The 15,737-nt window shown below is 70.0% G+C and carries 13 protein-coding genes; 7 read left to right on the top strand and 6 right to left on the bottom strand.

All coding sequences use genetic code 11. The features are described from left to right. Positions 1-102 precede the first annotated feature (102 nt). Genes H3H55_RS25810 through H3H55_RS25825 form a run of 4 tightly spaced genes read right to left on the bottom strand, consistent with a single transcriptional unit; the run spans position 103 to position 3,654 of the window. Entirely contained in the window at positions 103-1,371 is a 1,269-nt protein-coding gene (locus H3H55_RS25810; RefSeq protein WP_193100764.1) for an FAD/NAD(P)-binding oxidoreductase, read from the bottom strand. Continuing rightward, on the bottom strand, positions 1,368-1,601 hold the full coding sequence (locus H3H55_RS25815) for a 2Fe-2S iron-sulfur cluster-binding protein (protein WP_012338331.1): 234 nt from the start codon (positions 1,599-1,601) through the stop codon (positions 1,368-1,370). The genes H3H55_RS25810 and H3H55_RS25815 overlap by 4 nt, the downstream gene beginning before the upstream one ends. Beyond that, positions 1,598-2,725 carry an NAD(P)/FAD-dependent oxidoreductase gene (locus H3H55_RS25820; RefSeq protein ID WP_193100765.1) on the bottom strand — a complete coding sequence of 376 codons (1,128 nt, stop codon included), beginning with the start codon at positions 2,723-2,725 and terminating at the stop codon, positions 1,598-1,600. Before H3H55_RS25820 ends, H3H55_RS25815 begins: the two co-directional genes overlap by 4 nt. After that, the gene (locus H3H55_RS25825) at positions 2,722-3,654 is read right to left on the bottom strand and encodes a 4-hydroxyproline epimerase (RefSeq protein WP_193102148.1); all 933 of its coding nucleotides are present in this window, start codon (positions 3,652-3,654) and stop codon (positions 2,722-2,724) included. Before H3H55_RS25825 ends, H3H55_RS25820 begins: the two co-directional genes overlap by 4 nt. A gap of 251 nt (positions 3,655-3,905) precedes the next feature. On the opposite strand from H3H55_RS25825, the gene H3H55_RS25830 reads away from it, so the two are divergent. From H3H55_RS25830 to ilvD, 5 genes are all read left to right on the top strand, one after another. After that, positions 3,906-4,826 (top strand): dihydrodipicolinate synthase family protein, encoded by a 921-nt coding sequence (locus H3H55_RS25830; RefSeq protein ID WP_011547925.1) that lies wholly within the window; start codon positions 3,906-3,908, stop codon positions 4,824-4,826. A 187-nt stretch (positions 4,827-5,013) separates the two neighbouring features. Then, complete coding sequence (locus H3H55_RS25835) at positions 5,014-6,639, top strand: APC family permease (RefSeq protein WP_193100766.1); 1,626 nt, start codon at positions 5,014-5,016, stop codon at positions 6,637-6,639. A gap of 78 nt (positions 6,640-6,717) precedes the next feature. Beyond that, a complete protein-coding gene (locus tag H3H55_RS25840; RefSeq protein WP_193100767.1) occupies positions 6,718-8,310 on the top strand; it encodes an aldehyde dehydrogenase (NADP(+)) in 1,593 nt (530 codons plus the stop codon). After that, complete coding sequence (locus tag H3H55_RS25845) at positions 8,303-9,325, top strand: Ldh family oxidoreductase (RefSeq protein WP_193100768.1); 1,023 nt, start codon at positions 8,303-8,305, stop codon at positions 9,323-9,325. The genes H3H55_RS25840 and H3H55_RS25845 overlap by 8 nt, the downstream gene beginning before the upstream one ends. Positions 9,326-9,603: 278 nt before the next feature. Then, the gene (gene ilvD / locus H3H55_RS25850) at positions 9,604-11,463 is read left to right on the top strand and encodes a dihydroxy-acid dehydratase (RefSeq protein WP_193100769.1); all 1,860 of its coding nucleotides are present in this window, start codon (positions 9,604-9,606) and stop codon (positions 11,461-11,463) included. A gap of 110 nt (positions 11,464-11,573) precedes the next feature. Here the strand turns inward: ilvD and H3H55_RS25855 are convergent, their stop codons facing one another. Together H3H55_RS25855 and H3H55_RS25860 are read right to left on the bottom strand one after the other, a co-directional pair. After that, positions 11,574-12,395: an SH3 domain-containing protein gene (locus tag H3H55_RS25855; RefSeq protein ID WP_193100770.1), complete on the bottom strand. Its 822-nt coding sequence runs from the start codon at positions 12,393-12,395 to the stop codon at positions 11,574-11,576. Positions 12,396-12,428: 33 nt separating this feature from the next. After that, a complete protein-coding gene (locus tag H3H55_RS25860; protein WP_193100771.1) occupies positions 12,429-12,839 on the bottom strand; it encodes a hypothetical protein in 411 nt (136 codons plus the stop codon). Between the two features lie 298 nt (positions 12,840-13,137). Here H3H55_RS25860 and H3H55_RS25865 point away from each other — a divergent pair, with 298 nt between their 5' ends. Beyond that, a complete protein-coding gene (locus H3H55_RS25865; RefSeq protein WP_193100772.1) occupies positions 13,138-14,673 on the top strand; it encodes a sigma-70 family RNA polymerase sigma factor in 1,536 nt (511 codons plus the stop codon). A gap of 181 nt (positions 14,674-14,854) precedes the next feature. Continuing rightward, positions 14,855-15,736, top strand: a complete 882-nt coding sequence (locus H3H55_RS25870) for a helix-hairpin-helix domain-containing protein (protein WP_193100773.1) — start codon at positions 14,855-14,857, stop codon at positions 15,734-15,736. The last annotated feature ends 1 nt before the right edge of the window (position 15,737 follow it).

Raw genomic sequence — 15,737 nt, forward strand, 5'->3', positions numbered from 1 at the left:
GCCTGCGCGCCGGTGCGGCGCCTCAGGTGGGCGGATGGGAGAAAAAGAAGGTGGCGTGAATGGCGCGGCCCGGCGCGAACCGGGCCGCCTCGCCGCGACGCGTCACGCGCCGTCGCACGACGCCGCGCCGTCCAGCATCAGCGTGCCGATCCGCGCGGGCACGAGCGGCGTGCGCGGCACGGGCGGCGTCCAGCCGAACAGCGCCTGCGCGGCCGCGCCGCACACGCGGCCCTGGCAAGCGCCCATCCCGCAGCGCGACTGCAGCTTCGCGGCCGTCCAGCCCGACTCCCGTGCGACCGTATCGAAGCGCACATCCTCGCAGCGGCACAGCAGCGTATCGGGCCGCGCGAGCCGGCGGATCGGCTCGCGGATCGCGAAACGCTCGCGTACCGAATCTGCAAAAGCCTGCCAGTGCGCCCGCCGCGCGACGAGCGCAGCCAACGGCGCCGTCTGCCCGGTCGCCGCATAACCGGCAATTTCACCTTCGACCATCGCCAGCTCGCTGCCACCGACGCCCGTGCACTCGCCGGCTGCGAAGTGCCCGTCGCGGCTCGTGCGCTGGTGCGCGTCGACCGCCACGGCACCGTTCTCGATCCGGCAGCCGAGATGGCTCGGCAGCACCGTATTCGGCACGAGGCCGAAACCGCACGCGAGCCGGTCGCAATCGACATCGAACTCGCGATCGCCCTGACGGATCCGAACGCGTTCGAGTCGCTTGTCGCCGAACGCTTCGACAACGTGCGCATCCGGCCGATAGACGGCCGTCACGAGCTTCGCGGCCTGCGCGAGCTTCGACGGCCAGCGCCACAGCCCCGCGCCGAAGCCGGCCACGTCGCCCCAGGCGGCCTGTTCGAGCACATGCGACACGCGCGCGCCAGCCTGACGGGCCGTCGCCGCGCTCGCCAGCAGCAGCGGCCCGCTGCCCGCAATCACCGTGCGCTGCCCACGCACGTCGAGGCCGTACTTGATCAGCGCCTGCAGGCCGCCCGCGCCGGTGACGCCCGGCAGCGTCCAGCCCGGAAACGGCAACAGCAACTCGCGGGCGCCGCAGCAGAGAATCAGCGTCCGGTAGTCGAGCAGCAGCCCGCGTTCGTCGTCCTCGAGCAGCAGCGTGCCCGGCTGCGTTTCGGCGACGATGCGCGTCGCCGCGAGATGCGTAACGTTCGGTTGCCGCAAGACGGCGAGACGTTCGGCGGCGGCCGGCGTCGGCGCGGCAGTGGCCGCCTGCCGCCAGATCTGCCCGCCCGCCCGCGGGTTGTCGTCGACGATCGCGACCGTCGCGCCGCTCTTTGCGGCGGCCCGCGCGGCCGACAGCCCGGCCGGGCCCGCGCCGACGATCGCGACGTCGACACTCAGTCGTTCCTGGTTCATCGTGTGCGCTCCACCTGCATCCCGTCGCGGCACAGCGTCTGGCAAGCCAGCCGGCGCCGGCCGTCGATCGTCATCCTGCACTCCTGGCAGATGCCCATGCCGCAAAACGGCGCACGCGCCGCACCGGTGCACGACACGCGCGTCGTATCGTCGCCGCTCGCCGCGACCGCAGCCGCGACGGTCGCGCCGTCGGCCACCGTCAGCGCGCGGCCGTCCAGATGAATGATCATGTCAGCGCTCCGGCTACGGGGGACGCGGTCAGGAAGCGTCCCGGCAAATACGGTTCGATCTCGATGGCCGGCCGTTCGCCGGTCATCAGCGCGGCAACGAGCCGCGCGCTGCCCGGCGCCGTCGTCACGCCGAGCCCTTCGTGCCCGACCGCGAGCCACACGCCCGGCCGCGCCGGGTGCTCGCCGAGCAGCGGCAGGCCGTCCGGGCTTGCCGAACGGAATCCCGTCCATGCGCGAATCCCGTTCAGGTCGGCCAGATCCGGCAGATAACCGACCGCGCGGCGCAGCATGCGCGCGAGCACGGGCGGCTCGACGCGGGCATCCTCGGTGTCGAACTGGCGCGACGAGCCGATCAGCAGTTGTCCGGTCGGCCGCGGCTGCACGTTGAACGCGACCGACGTGCCGTCGCTCGCGTGCGCGCTCGCCGCATAACCGAGCTCGACGAGCTGGTGCGACACCTGGCCCGGATAGCGGTCGGTAATGAGCAAATGGCCCTTTTTCGGGCGCAGCGGCAGCTCGGGCAGCAACGTGCGTGCCGCGACGCCGTTCGCGACGACCACGCGTTCCGCACGCAGCGTGTCGCCGCTCGCGAGCGTCACGCTCGGGCCATCGACCGCAACGGCCCTGTCGCGGCGCAACGTGATGCGCGGCGCGCGCTGCAACAGCCAGTTCGCAGTGACGGGTGCATAGAGGATCGCGTCGCCGCGAATCTTCAGCGCGCCGCCGAGGCCCGCGCGCAGCATCGGCTCCAGTTGCGCGAGCGTCGCCGCGCCGATCAACTCGCCCGCCACGCCGTGCGCGGCAAGCGTCGCCTGCTTCGCGCGGGCCAGATCCATCTCGTGCGCATCGGCCGCGAGCCACAGCGTGCCGCAGTTGCGGTACGCGCAGCCTTCCGGCATCTCGCCGCTCAACGCGCGCCACAGCTCGATCGAGTAATGGCTCAGCGCGAGCTCGGCCGCGTTGTCGTCCATCGCGACGAGGTGGCCCATCCCCGCGCCGGTCGCGCCGCCGCTCGCGTCGTCGACGACGAGCACGCGCAGCCCGCGCTGCGCGAGTTCGTGCGCGCACGCCGCGCCGACGATGCCGGCGCCGATCACGACGACGTCGGTCCTTGTTTCGCTCACGACACGATGCCCCAGCCGAATGGATCGTCTTCCTCGATCAGCAGCGTCGCTTCCGCGCTCAGGTGCGCGCTGCCGCGGATCGTCGGCACGATGCCGCCGTCGGCCTGCTCGTAGCTCGCCTGGAACACGCTGCCGATCACGCTCGCCTGTCGCCACACCGCGCCCGGCGCAAGCTTGCCGTCGGCCGCGAGACACGCGAGCTTCGCGCTCGTGCCGGTGCCGCACGGCGAACGGTCGTACGCGAGACCCGGGCACAGCACGAAGCTGCGGCTGTCGTGCGCGGGATCGTCGGCGAACAGCTCGATGTGGTCGATCTCGCCGCCGTTCGCGCCAGTGATGCCCGCGCGTTCGAGCCCTTCGCGCACGGCCGACGCATATGCGGTGAGCGCCGCGACGTTGTCGCCGGCGACGCGCTGCCCGTGATCGCTGATCAGGAAGAACCAGTTGCCGCCCCACGCGATGTCGCCCTTCACGGGGCCGTAACCCGGCACGTCGACCGCGACGCCCTGCGCATGGCGATACGCGGGCACGTTGCGCACGCTGACCGACAGGTCGTCGTGCAGCGTCGCCTCGACGGTGCCGACGGGCGTTTCGATCCGGTGCATGCCGGGGCGGATGCGCCCCATGTGATGCAGCGTGCGCACGACGCCGATCGTGCCGTGCCCGCACATCCCGAGATAGCCGCTATTGTTGAAGAAGATCACGCCGGCCGCCGCGTCGGGCGACACGGGTTCGCACAGCAGCGCGCCAACCAGCACGTCGCTGCCGCGCGGCTCGAGGATGCACGCGGTGCGGTAACGGTCGTGCTCGCGCGCGAGCACGTCGCGGCGCTCGGCCATGGTGCCGCTGCCGAGCGACGGAAAGCCGGACACGACGAGCCGAGTGGGTTCGCCGCCCGTGTGCGAATCGATGATCTGGATGCGCTTCATCATGAGCCTTCCGAAGTGGGGAAAGGAGCATAGCTTCCTCTGTCGCGCGTCCGTCCGCTTGTGGCTTTTCGATGAGGACGACGACGAAATCGGCATAGTGCGAGGCGCCCTTCGCACGCCGCCCGGCCGCTGTGCCGATTTCGTCATTTTGCTCCGCGATACGACTCAAGCGTGATGGGCATTTGCGCGGCGATACTGGTTGCCACACCGACACACCTGTCGGCCGACCGATACGAACGTAGGAGATTTCAGTGAGCCGCAAAGCCATTCAGTGGACCGGGGTTTTCCCGGCCGTCAGCACCCAGTTCAAGCCGGACTTTTCCCTCGACATCGACGCCACGCACCGCGTGGTGAAGAACCTGGTGAACGACGGCGTGTCGGGCCTCGTGGTCTGCGGCACGGTCGGCGAAAACACGTCGCTGTCGACGAGCGAGAAACTCCAGGTGATCGAAGCCGCGCGCGACGCGGCGGGCGGCAAGATTCCGGTGATCGCCGGCATCGCCGAATTCACGACCGAATTCGCACGCAACACGGTGCGTGAAGCCCAGCGCGTCGGCGTCGACGGCGTGATGGTGATGCCCGCGCTCGTCTATTCGGCGAAGCCGCACGAAACCGCCGCGCACTTCCGCGCGGTCGCGACGAGCACCGACCTGCCGGTGATGGTCTACAACAACCCGCCGATCTACAAGAACGACGTGACGCCCGACGTGCTGATCGCGCTGCAGGACTGCGAGAACATCGTCTGCTTCAAGGATTCGTCGGGCGATACGCGTCGCTTCATCGACCTGCGCAACGCGGTCGGCGATCGCTTCGTGCTGTTCGCGGGCCTCGACGACGTCGTGGTCGAGAGCATTGCCGTGGGCGCCGAAGGCTGGGTGTCGGGCATGTCGAATGCGTTTCCGAAGGAAGGCGAGACGCTGTTCCGCCTCGCGAAGCAGAAGCGGTTCGACGAAGCGCTCGCGCTGTACCGCTGGTTCATGCCGCTGCTGCACCTCGACGCGCGCCCCGATCTCGTGCAGTGCATCAAGCTGTGCGAAGAGCTGGTCGGCCGCGGCAGCGCGATCACGCGTCCGCCGCGCCTCGCGCTGCAGGGCGACACGCTCGCGGAAGTGAAGGCGATCGTCGCGAAGGCGCTCGAAACGCGCCCGGCATTGCCCGACGTCGGTCTCTGATCGACTCTCCCCGGCGGCGGCGCAAGGTTTTCCCCCTCGCGCCGCCGTCTCCGGTCCGGCATGGCCCGCACGGGCCCGCCCCGGTCGTTCGAAACCGGGCGACGCCGGCCGGCAGGCGTGCGCCGCTGCTCCGTCGGAGCGCGGCGCACTCGACGCCTGCACCGCCCTTCCCCCAGGAGACAAGCCCATGCCAGGCCAAGGCAATGCTCATCCGTCCGTCCCGCTTTCCCGTTCCGCGCACCCCGACGCGGGTCACGGCAAGTTCAAGAAACAGCTGTCGCTGACCGATCTCACGTTCATCGGTCTCGGCGCCATTTTCGGTTCGGGGTGGCTGTTCGCCGCGAGTCACGTGTCGACGATCGCAGGCCCGGCCGGCATCTTCTCGTGGCTGCTGGGCGGCTTCGCGGTGCTGCTGCTCGGCATCGTCTATTGCGAACTCGGGGCCGCGCTGCCGCGCGCGGGCGGCGTGGTCCGCTACCCGGTGTTCTCGCACGGCCCGCTGCTCGGCTACCTGATGGGCTTCATCACGCTGATCGCCTTTTCGAGCCTGATCGCGATCGAAGTCGTTGCCGCGCGCCAGTACGCGGCCGCGTGGTTTCCGGGCCTCACCGTCGAAGGATCGAGCGACCCGACGACGATCGGCTGGCTCGTGCAAGCCGCGCTGCTGTGCTTCTTCTTTTACCTGAACTATTCGAGCGTGAAGACGTTCGCGAAGGCGAACAACATCATCAGCATCTTCAAGTTCATCGTGCCGCTCGCGGTGATCGGCGTGCTGTTCACGTTCTTCAAGCCCGCGAACCTGACCGTGCACGGCTTCGCGCCGTTCGGCATGCCGGGCATCGAGATGGCCGTGTCCGCGGGCGGCATCATCTTCGCGTACCTCGGGCTCACGCCGATCGTGTCGGTCGCGAGCGAGGTGCGCAATCCGCAGCGCACGATCCCTATCGCGCTGATCCTGTCGATCCTGCTGTCGACGCTGATCTACGTGCTGCTGCAGCTCGCGTTCATCGGCAGCATTCCGACCGCCATGCTCGCGGGCGGCTGGCATGACGTCAGCAAGGCATTTTCGCTGCCGTACCGCGACATCGCGCTTGCGCTCGGCGTCGGCTGGCTCGCGGTGATGGTCGTCGCCGACGCGATGATCTCGCCGAGCGGCTGCGGCAACATCTACATGAACGCGACGCCGCGCGTCGTCTACGGCTGGGCGAAGACGGGCACCTTCTTCAAGGTGTTCACGCGCGTCGACGAAGCGTCGGGCATCCCGCGTGCGGGCCTGTGGCTCACGTTCGGCCTCGCGATCTTCTGGACGATGCCGTTCCCGTCGTGGGAAGCGCTGATCAACATCGTGTCGGCCGCGCTGGTGCTCAGTTATGCGGTCGCGCCGGTATCGGTCGCGGCGCTGCGCCGCACCGCGCCCGACCTGCCGCGGCCGTTTCGCGCGAGCGCGTTCGGCATCACCGGGCCCGCGTCGTTCGTGATCGCCGCGCTGATCGTCTACTGGTCGGGCTGGAGCACGGTGTCCTGGCTGCTCGGCCTGCAGATCGTGATGTTCGTCATCTATCTCGCGTGCCGCCGCTGGGTGCCGACCGCGCACCTGAGCCTCGCCGAACAGGTGCGCTCGTCCGCGTGGCTGATCGCGTTCTATGCGGCAATGATCGTCCTCTCGTATCTCGGCGGCTTCGGCGGCACGGGCCAGCTCGCGCATCCGTACGACACGGTCGTCGTCGCGGCCGTCGCGCTCGTCATCTACTACTGGGGCGCCAACACGGGCGTTCGTTCCGACAAGCTGCAGCTCGACGACGACGAGGACTGACGCGCCCGTCTCCCCTTTCACACCATCCCTTCGGCCGGGCGCCCCACGCCCGGCCCCTGTTTTTTTCCGAGGAAAACCATGCAACTCACAGGTCAGCTCCTGATCGGCCCGTCCGCCGTCACCGGACAGAACGGCACCCTTCACGCGATCGCCGCCGCGACCGGCGAACGGCTCGAACCCGCTTTCGGCGGCGCGAGCCTGCACGACCTGGAGACGGCCTGCGCGCTCGCCGACGACGCGTTCGACACGTACCGCGAAACCCGTCTCGACGCGCGCGCCGCGTTTCTCGACGCGATCGGCCGCCACATCATGGCGCTCGGCGACGACCTGATCGAGCGCTGCGTCGCCGAAACCGGCCTGCCGCGCGCCCGCGTCGAAGGCGAGCGCGGCCGCACGGTCGGCCAGCTCGGGTTGTTCGCGTCGCTCGTGCGCGACGGCGGTTTTCTCGATGCGCGGATCGATCCGGCGCGCCCCGAGCGCAATCCGCTGCCGCGCGTCGACCTGCGCCTGCGCAACGTCGCGGTCGGGCCCGTCGCCGTGTTCGGCGCGTCGAACTTCCCGCTCGCGTTCTCGGTCGCCGGCGGCGATACGGCATCGGCCCTCGCGGCCGGCTGCCCGGTGATCGTCAAGGCGCATTCCGCACATCCCGGCACGTCGGAGCTGGTCGGCCGCGCGATCCAGCAGGCCGCCCGCGAATGCGGGATGCCGGCCGGCGTGTTCTCGCTGCTGTTCGACGCGTCGCGCGAGATCGGCCAGGCGCTCGTCGCCGATCCGCGCATCAAGGCCGTCGGCTTCACCGGCTCGCGCCGCGGCGGCGTCGCGCTGATGCACATCGCGGCCGCGCGCCCCGAGCCGATTCCCGTCTATGCGGAAATGAGCTCGATCAATCCGGTGCTGCTGTTGCCCGCCGCGCTCGATGCGCGCCACGCTACGATCGCGCCGCAGTTCGTCGCGTCGCTCACGCTCGGCGCCGGCCAGTTCTGCACGAACCCGGGCCTCGTGCTTGCCGTCGACGGCCCCGCGCTGCGCGCGTTCGAAGCCACGGCGGCCGACGCCGTGCGCGCGGCGGCCGCGCAGACGATGCTGACACCGCCCATCCACGCGAGCTACGTGCACGGCGTCGCGGCGCTGCGCGATCACGAGGCGGTCGAACTGCTGGCGGAAGGTGCCGAAGGCGGCCGCCATCAGGCCCGCGCGGCGCTGTTCGCGACGTCGGCCGACGCGTTCATCGCGCACCCCGAACTGCGCGAGGAAGTGTTCGGCCCCGCATCGCTGATCGTGCGCTGCCCGGATTCCGACACGCTGCATCGCGTGCTGAAGTCGCTCGAAGGCCAGTTGACGATCGCCGTGCATCTCGCCGACGGCGACGCGCCGCTGTTCGCCGCGCTACGTCCCACGCTCGAACGCAAGGCCGGCCGCATTCTCGTCAACGGTTTCGGCACCGGCGTCGAGGTCGGCCATGCGATGGTGCACGGCGGCCCGTTCCCGGCAACCTCCGACACGCGCACGACGTCCGTCGGCGCACGCGCGATCGAGCGCTTCCTGCGCCCGGTGTCGTACCAGGACCTGCCGGACGCGCTGCTGCCGGACGCGATCCGCGACGGCAATCCGCTGAACGTGCCGCAACGCATCGACGGCGTGCCCGCGCCGCGGGAGGTGAACCATGTCTGAGCACACCGCCGAAGTCGTCCTGTCGCTCGATGAAGTCCACGCGCTCGCGCTGCGCGTGCTGACGCACAACGGGATGTCCGATGCGCACGCGCAGGCCATCGCCAACGTGATCACGCAGGGCCAGCGCGACGAATGCCATTCGCACGGCGTGTACCGGTTGCTCGTGTGCGTGCGTTCGCTGCGCAAGGGCAAGGTCGATCCGCAGGCCGTGCCGACGCTGCGCCGGCTGTCGTCGTCGATCGTCGCGGTCGACGCGCATCGCGGCTTCTCGCTGCTGAGCTTCGAAACCGGGCTGCCCGTGCTGGTCGAGATGGCGAAGCAGCACGGGATCGCCGCGATGGCGATCAACCGCTGCTACCACTTCTCCGCGCTGTGGCCCGAGGTCGAGGCGATCGCGGCCGAGGGGCTGGTCGGCATCGCGATGAACCCGAGCCATAGCTGGGTCGCGCCGGAAGGCGGCCGCGAGCCCGTGTTCGGCACGAACCCGATCGCGTTCGCGTGGCCGCGCCCCAGCGGCGAGCCGTTCGTGTTCGATTTCGCGACGAGCGCGATCGCGCGCGGCGACATCGAGCTGCACGCGAAGCAAGGCAAGGCGATTCCGCCGCACTGGGCGATCGACGCCGACGGCCAGCCGACCACCGACCCGAAGGCGGCGCTGCAGGGCGCGATGCGCACGTTCGGCGGTCACAAGGGCTCGGCGCTCGCGGCGATGGTCGAACTGCTCGGCGGCGCGCTGATCGGCGACCTGACGAGCCGGGAGTCGATGGATTTCGACGAGGGCGTCGGCGCGACGCCGTGCCATGGCGAGCTCGTGATCGCGTTCGACCCGAAGGTGTTCCTCGGCGACGATCTCGACGCGGGGCTCGCGCGCGGCGAGCGGATGTTCGGCTCGATCGTCGCGCAAGGCGCGCGCCTGCCGTCGCAACGGCGCTTCGACGCCCGCGCGCGCAGCATCGCGAACGGCGTGCGGATTCCGAAGGCGCTGTACGACGAGATCCTGACGCTGCTCGACTGAAGCCAGCGGGCGGCGGCGCGCTTTCGTCGCCGATCAACGCGCGACCCGGCCGCCTCCGGGACGGGTCGCGCGGGCGTGCCTCGGCCGCCCGCGCGTTGCCCGCCGGGCACGCCGCACGCGCCGGTTGCCGGCCCCGCGGGCGCCACGCGCCCGGCGGCTGTGGGATAATCGTCCGGTTTGCCCAGGGCGCAGCTCAAGAGGTTGTTCGCACGGGCGCGAGAGAGGCCTTTATTCCCGTGCCTCCACCCTTTTCCCGCGATATTTCTTCAGCAACGACAATGCCCATTTACCGTTCCAAAACCTCCACCGCCGGCCGCAACATGGCAGGCGCGCGCTCGCTGTGGCGCGCCACCGGCATGAAAGACGACGATTTCTCGAAGCCGATCATCGCGGTCGTCAACTCGTTCACGCAGTTCGTGCCCGGCCACGTGCACCTGAAGGATCTCGGCCAACTGGTTGCGCGCGAGATCGAGGCTGCCGGCGGCGTCGCGAAGGAATTCAACACGATCGCGGTCGACGACGGCATCGCGATGGGCCACGACGGCATGCTCTATTCGCTGCCGAGCCGCGACATCATCGCCGACTCTGTCGAATACATGGTGAACGCGCACTGCGCGGACGCGATGGTGTGCATCTCGAACTGCGACAAGATCACGCCGGGGATGCTGATGGCCGCGATGCGCCTGAACATTCCGGTGATCTTCGTGTCGGGCGGCCCGATGGAAGCCGGCAAGACGCGCCTCGCGAACCCGGTCACCAAGACCGTCGAACTGAAGAAGCTCGACCTCGTCGACGCGATGGTGATCGCGGTCGACCCGTCGTATTCCGACGCCGAAGTCGCCGAAGTCGAACGCTCGGCCTGCCCGACCTGCGGTTCGTGCTCGGGCATGTTCACCGCGAACTCGATGAACTGCCTGACCGAAGCGCTCGGCCTGTCGCTGCCCGGCAACGGCACGGTGGTGGCCACGCACGCCGATCGCGAACAGCTGTTCAAGCGCGCCGGCCGCCGCATCGTCGAACTGACGCGCCAGCACTACGAGCAGGACGACATGCGCCTGCTGCCGCGCTCGGTCGGCTTCGCGGCGTTCGAGAACGCGATGACGCTCGACATCGCGATGGGCGGTTCGACCAACACGATCCTGCACCTGCTGGCGATCGCGCAGGAAGCCGGCATCGACTTCACGATGAAGGACATCGACCGCCTGTCGCGCACCGTGCCGCAGCTGTGCAAGGTCGCGCCGAACACGAACAAGTACCACATCGAGGACGTGCACCGCGCAGGCGGGATCATGGCGATCCTCGGCGAGCTCGAGCGCGCCGGCAAGCTGCACACCGACGTGCCGACCGTTCACGCACCGACGCTGAAGGACGCGCTCGACCAGTGGGACATCGTCCGCACGCAGGACGAAGCGGTCCGCACGTTCTACCTGGCCGGCCCGGCCGGCATCCCGACGCAGGTCGCGTTCAGCCAGGACACGCGCTGGCCGAGCCTCGACCTCGACCGCGCCGAAGGCTGCATCCGCTCGTACGAGCATGCGTTCTCGAAGGAAGGCGGCCTCGCCGTGCTGACGGGCAACATCGCGCTCGACGGCTGCGTGGTGAAGACGGCCGGCGTCGACGAGAGCATCCTCGTGTTCGAGGGCTCGGCTCACGTCACCGAATCGCAGGATGAAGCGGTCGAAAACATCCTGAACGACAAGGTCAAGGCTGGCGACGTGGTAATCGTGCGCTACGAAGGCCCGAAGGGCGGCCCCGGCATGCAGGAAATGCTCTACCCGACCAGCTACATCAAGTCGAAGGGGCTCGGCAAGGCTTGCGCGCTGCTGACGGACGGCCGCTTCTCGGGCGGTACGTCGGGTCTGTCGATCGGCCATTGCTCGCCGGAAGCGGCAGCGGGCGGCGCGATCGGCCTCGTGCGCGACGGCGACAAGATCCGCATCGACATCCCGAACCGCACGATCAACGTGCTGGTGTCGGACGAGGAACTGGCGCGCCGCCGCGAAGAGCAGAACGCAAAGGGCTGGAAGCCGGCGCAGCCGCGCCCGCGCAAGGTATCCGCGGCGCTGAAGGCGTACGCGAAGCTGGTCATGTCGGCCGACAAGGGCGCCGTGCGCGACCTGTCGCTGCTCGACGACTGACGGGGCGGGCTGCGGGCTGCACAGAGCCGCCCGCTCGCCTGATCCAGAAGCCGCTCTACGGAGCGGCTTTTTTTCGTCCGACGCCGGCAGAGGCCGCGGCGCTGCCGCCGTCAGTGACGGAACTCGTCGGTGCCACCACCGCCTCCGCCACCACCGCCGCTACCGCCACCGTGGCTGCCGCCGCCGTTTCCACCGCCTTGCGGCCGCGCACCGTAGCCACCACCGCCCCCTCCACCGCCCTGGCGCATCGGCGGAGGCATCGTGCGCGCCTCTCCGCCCGGCCCGGCCGGCGCATGCAGCACGGCCGGCGGCGGACCCGCAGGACGGGCATTACCGCCGGCGTTCGGCATCGGCGCGGGTGCCTGCGGCGGCGGCGTGCGGATCGCACCGTTCCAGCCGCCGCGTGCGGCCGACGGCCGCGCGTCATGCTGCGCGGGCGGGCCGCCCGGTGCGACCTGCATCGTCCCGCCCGGTTGCGGACGCCCCTGTCCCGGCGGCATCCCTCCGGGGCCAAGCCGCGGCTCCGGACGATGCGCCCAGCGATCGCGGTCGTGATACCACGGCCGGTTGCGGTAGTAGCGATCCCAGTACGCGGCGATCGCGAATCCGGTGATCGGGACACCGATGATCGCGCCATACTCCAGCATCGGCACGTAGCTGCCCTGGTACGGATATTCGAGCAGTTGCGCATCGATCCAGCCGCGCACGCCCGGCAGCGCGACATCGCACCACGAGTAGTCGCTCAGGCAGCCGAACACATCCAGCGCCGTGTCGGGCGGGATCTGCGCGACCACCGGATAATCGGGCGCCGGCCCCGCGTACAGTTCGGCCGGCGAATTCGTATAAGCGCTGCTTTGCGCATCGGCGACGCCCGGCGCGGCCGCGAGGCCAAGCAGGACGACGCACAGACTTCGGACAATCGTGTTGCTCATGATGCTCTCCCGCGCGGTGCCGCCGCGCGCCGGTCAGTGCCGATGGCCACCGCCACCCCAATGCCCACCGCCCCACGGGCGGTGCCAGTAGCCGCCGCGGCCACCCCAGTATCCGCCGCCCCAGCGGCCCCAGAAGCCGATCGTCACGGGCGGCCCGTACCAGCCCGGGTAGTATGCGGGGTAGTAGACCGGATACGGCGGCGGCACATAGGCCGGTGCGACATACACGGGTGCCTGCGCGTCGACGTCGGCCGACGTGCCGGGCACCGGTGAAAGGGCCGGACCGGATGGGGCCGGTGCCACCGGGATTTCGCGCTGCGTCACCGTGGCGGGCACCGGCGCGTAATAAGGCGCATAGCCGTACGGGCTTGTGTAGTAGCAGCCGCCGAGCGTCAGCGCGGCGAGCGCGATGACGGCAGGCCTCGCGGCGGGAATCGGGTTCATCTCATGCTCCGGCAGAATCCGCGCGTCGCCGCCGGGCGCGCGCTTGACTCTAGCTTACGTCCCCTGCAGATTTCCGCGGGTATGATCGGTTACTTTTTGTTTCCTGCACCGGACGGTCGTGCGAGCATGGCGCGTGCCGGCACGTCTGCCGCGCCCGCGTTGAAGTTGGCGGAAATGCCCTCAACTTGAACGATGTCAGGCTGACCGGCGCGAACGGGCGTTCGCGAGCACCCGGGTTGCCAGAACCAGGCGGACTTCGGCCCGCCCAGACAGGAACGCGGCTCACGCCGCCATCGACATGACTACGCCACGCCCCACTCTCCGGGCGGACACGCCGCTCGATCCGATCATCCAGTTGCTGGCGCTCGCCGGCGAACAGGGTTATCTGACGCACGCCGACCTCGTCGACGCGCTGCCGCCCGAAAGCGACAGCCCCGACGCGCTCGAGGTCGTGCGCGCCGCGCTCGCCGACATCGGCATCACCGTGCTCGACGAGCCGGCCGCGCCCGCGCCGTTCGCCGGCACGGCGCCTGTCGACGTCGATCGCGACGCGCTCGACGAAGGCCGGGCCGTGCTCGGCGACCTCGCTCGCGGCACGAGCGCGTCGACCGATCCGCTCGCGCTCTACATGCGGCGCATGCAGGCGGTACCGCTGCTCACGCGCGAAGGCGAAATCGTGCTCGCCCGCGAGATCGAGACGGGCCGCCACCAGGTGCTGCACGCGGTGGCCGGCTGTCCGGCGGCGGTCGACGCGCTGCTTGCGCGTCACCGCGCGACGGGTGCGGCCGCCGCAACCGGTCCGTCCGATGACGACACCGCCGACACGCCGTTGCCCGCCAGCTACGACGCACTGCAGGCAGCCGTCTCGGCGTTGCGCGGCGCACTGCTTGTGCATGACTGCCGTTCGGACGAATACCGCGACGCACGCAACCGCATGGCCGCCCTGCTCGGCTCGATCGCGTGGGTCGCGCCGGCCGTCGACGACGCGAGCCGCGTCGTGCGCGCGCTCGCGGCGGCGCCGCGTGACACAGCCACCGGTGAAAGCGCCCGCTTCGACGCGGTCGCGCGACGGGCACTCGCCGCCGCGCTGAGCGACGGCCAGCAGAAGGTGCACGACGCGACGCGCGCGATGCTCGAGGCGAACCTGCGGCTCGTGCTGTCGATCGCACGCAAGTATATGAACCGCGGTGTCGACCTGCCCGATCTCGTGCAGGACGGCTGCCTCGGCCTGATGCGCGCGATCGAGAAATTCGAGTACCGGCGCGGGTTCAAGTTCTCGACCTACGCGACCTGGTGGATCCGCCAGGCGATCACGCGCGCGGTCGCGGATCGCTCGCGCACGATCCGGGTACCCGTGCACGTCGGCGACCAGTACCAGCGCGTGCAGCGGCATGCGCTGCGCTTTCGCCAGCGCACGGGCCGCAAGGCGACGCCGGCCGAACTCGCGGCCGAAACCGGCCTCGCCGAGGACAAGCTGCGCGCGGTGCTCGCGCTGCCCGCCGAGCCGCTCTCGATCGACACGCCGCTGCCCGACGCGGACACCGGCCTCGTGGATCTGATCGAGGACCAGGCGTCGGCCAGCCCGTTCGAGCAACTGGCCGACACGCGCATGCGCGAATGCGTGACGTCGCTGCTGCGGTCGGTCACGCCGGCCGAGGCCGACGTGCTGCGCCGGCGCTTCGGGCTCGGCGGCACCGAGCCCGATACGTACGACGCGATCGCGCACGACGCGGGCATGTCGCGCGAGCGCGTGCGGCAGATCGAGAAACGCGCGCTCGCCACGCTGCGCACGGCCGCCGAGGCCGAGAACGCGCAGTCGTTTCTCGACGCGTGATCGGGTCAAGCGACGCACGGTCGTGCCATCTGCCGGCACGACCGTGCGCTTCGCGCATGTGCTACGTTTGCCATTGACGTGCGTCAAGTTTTGTTTATCGCGTACCGCGACAATGGTCAAAGGCCGACCGGCGCATCGCTCGCCGCGTCCATTTCGTTTGTGCTTCCCCAGGTCCCGCGCCATGCAGACGACCATCAGCCAAACGTACGAGGAAAACCGGCATATCGCGGCATGCCTGCGCGAGGCCGCTCAGCGGCTGGCCGACCAGGGTGCGAATCCGTATCGGGTCGCCGCGTACCGCGCGTCGGCCGATACGGTCGATGCGCTCGACCACGACATCCGCACGCTGTTCGAGGCCGGCGGCGTGGATACGCTCGGCGCGCTGCCCGAGATCGGCACGGGTGTTGCACAGGCCATCGCCGAGCTGCTGGTGACCGGGCGCTGGCGCCAGCTCGACCGTCTGTGCGGCGACGCCGAACGCGCCTCCGCGTTCGAAGCCGTGCCGGGCATCGGCCACGGGCTCGCGCTGCGCATTCACGACCTGCTGCATATCGATACGCTTGAGGAGCTCGAACGCGCGGCCCGCAACGGCCAGCTCGAGACGATCTCGGGTGTCGGCCCGCGGCGCGCGGCCGGCATCCGCAGCGCGCTCGACGACGTGCTGACCCGCCGCCGGCGCTGGCAGGGCCACGCACAAGACGCCGGCCCCGGCACGGAACCGCCGGTCGAACTGCTGCTCTACATCGACCGCCTGTACCGCAACAAGGCGGCCGCCGGCGTACTGCCGACGCTCGCGCACCGGCGCCTGAACGCGGACGGCTACGTGCCGCCGCCCGTGATGCACATGACCAAAGGCGGCTGGCATTTCACGGCGCTGTGCCTGCTGGCCGCCGCGCGCACGCCGGAAGCCGGCCGCCCGACGGACTGGGTGTCGCTCTATTTCTACGACGCCGTGCAGTGCGAGCATCAGCGCACCGTCTTCACCGAAACGTTCGGCTCGCTCGTCGGCAAGCGCATCGTGCGCGGGCGCGAGAGGGAATGCCGCGTGTATTACGCGGGATGAG

Source organism: Burkholderia sp. Z1 (genome assembly GCF_014893795.1).
GTDB classification, from domain to species: domain Bacteria; phylum Pseudomonadota; class Gammaproteobacteria; order Burkholderiales; family Burkholderiaceae; genus Burkholderia; species Burkholderia theae.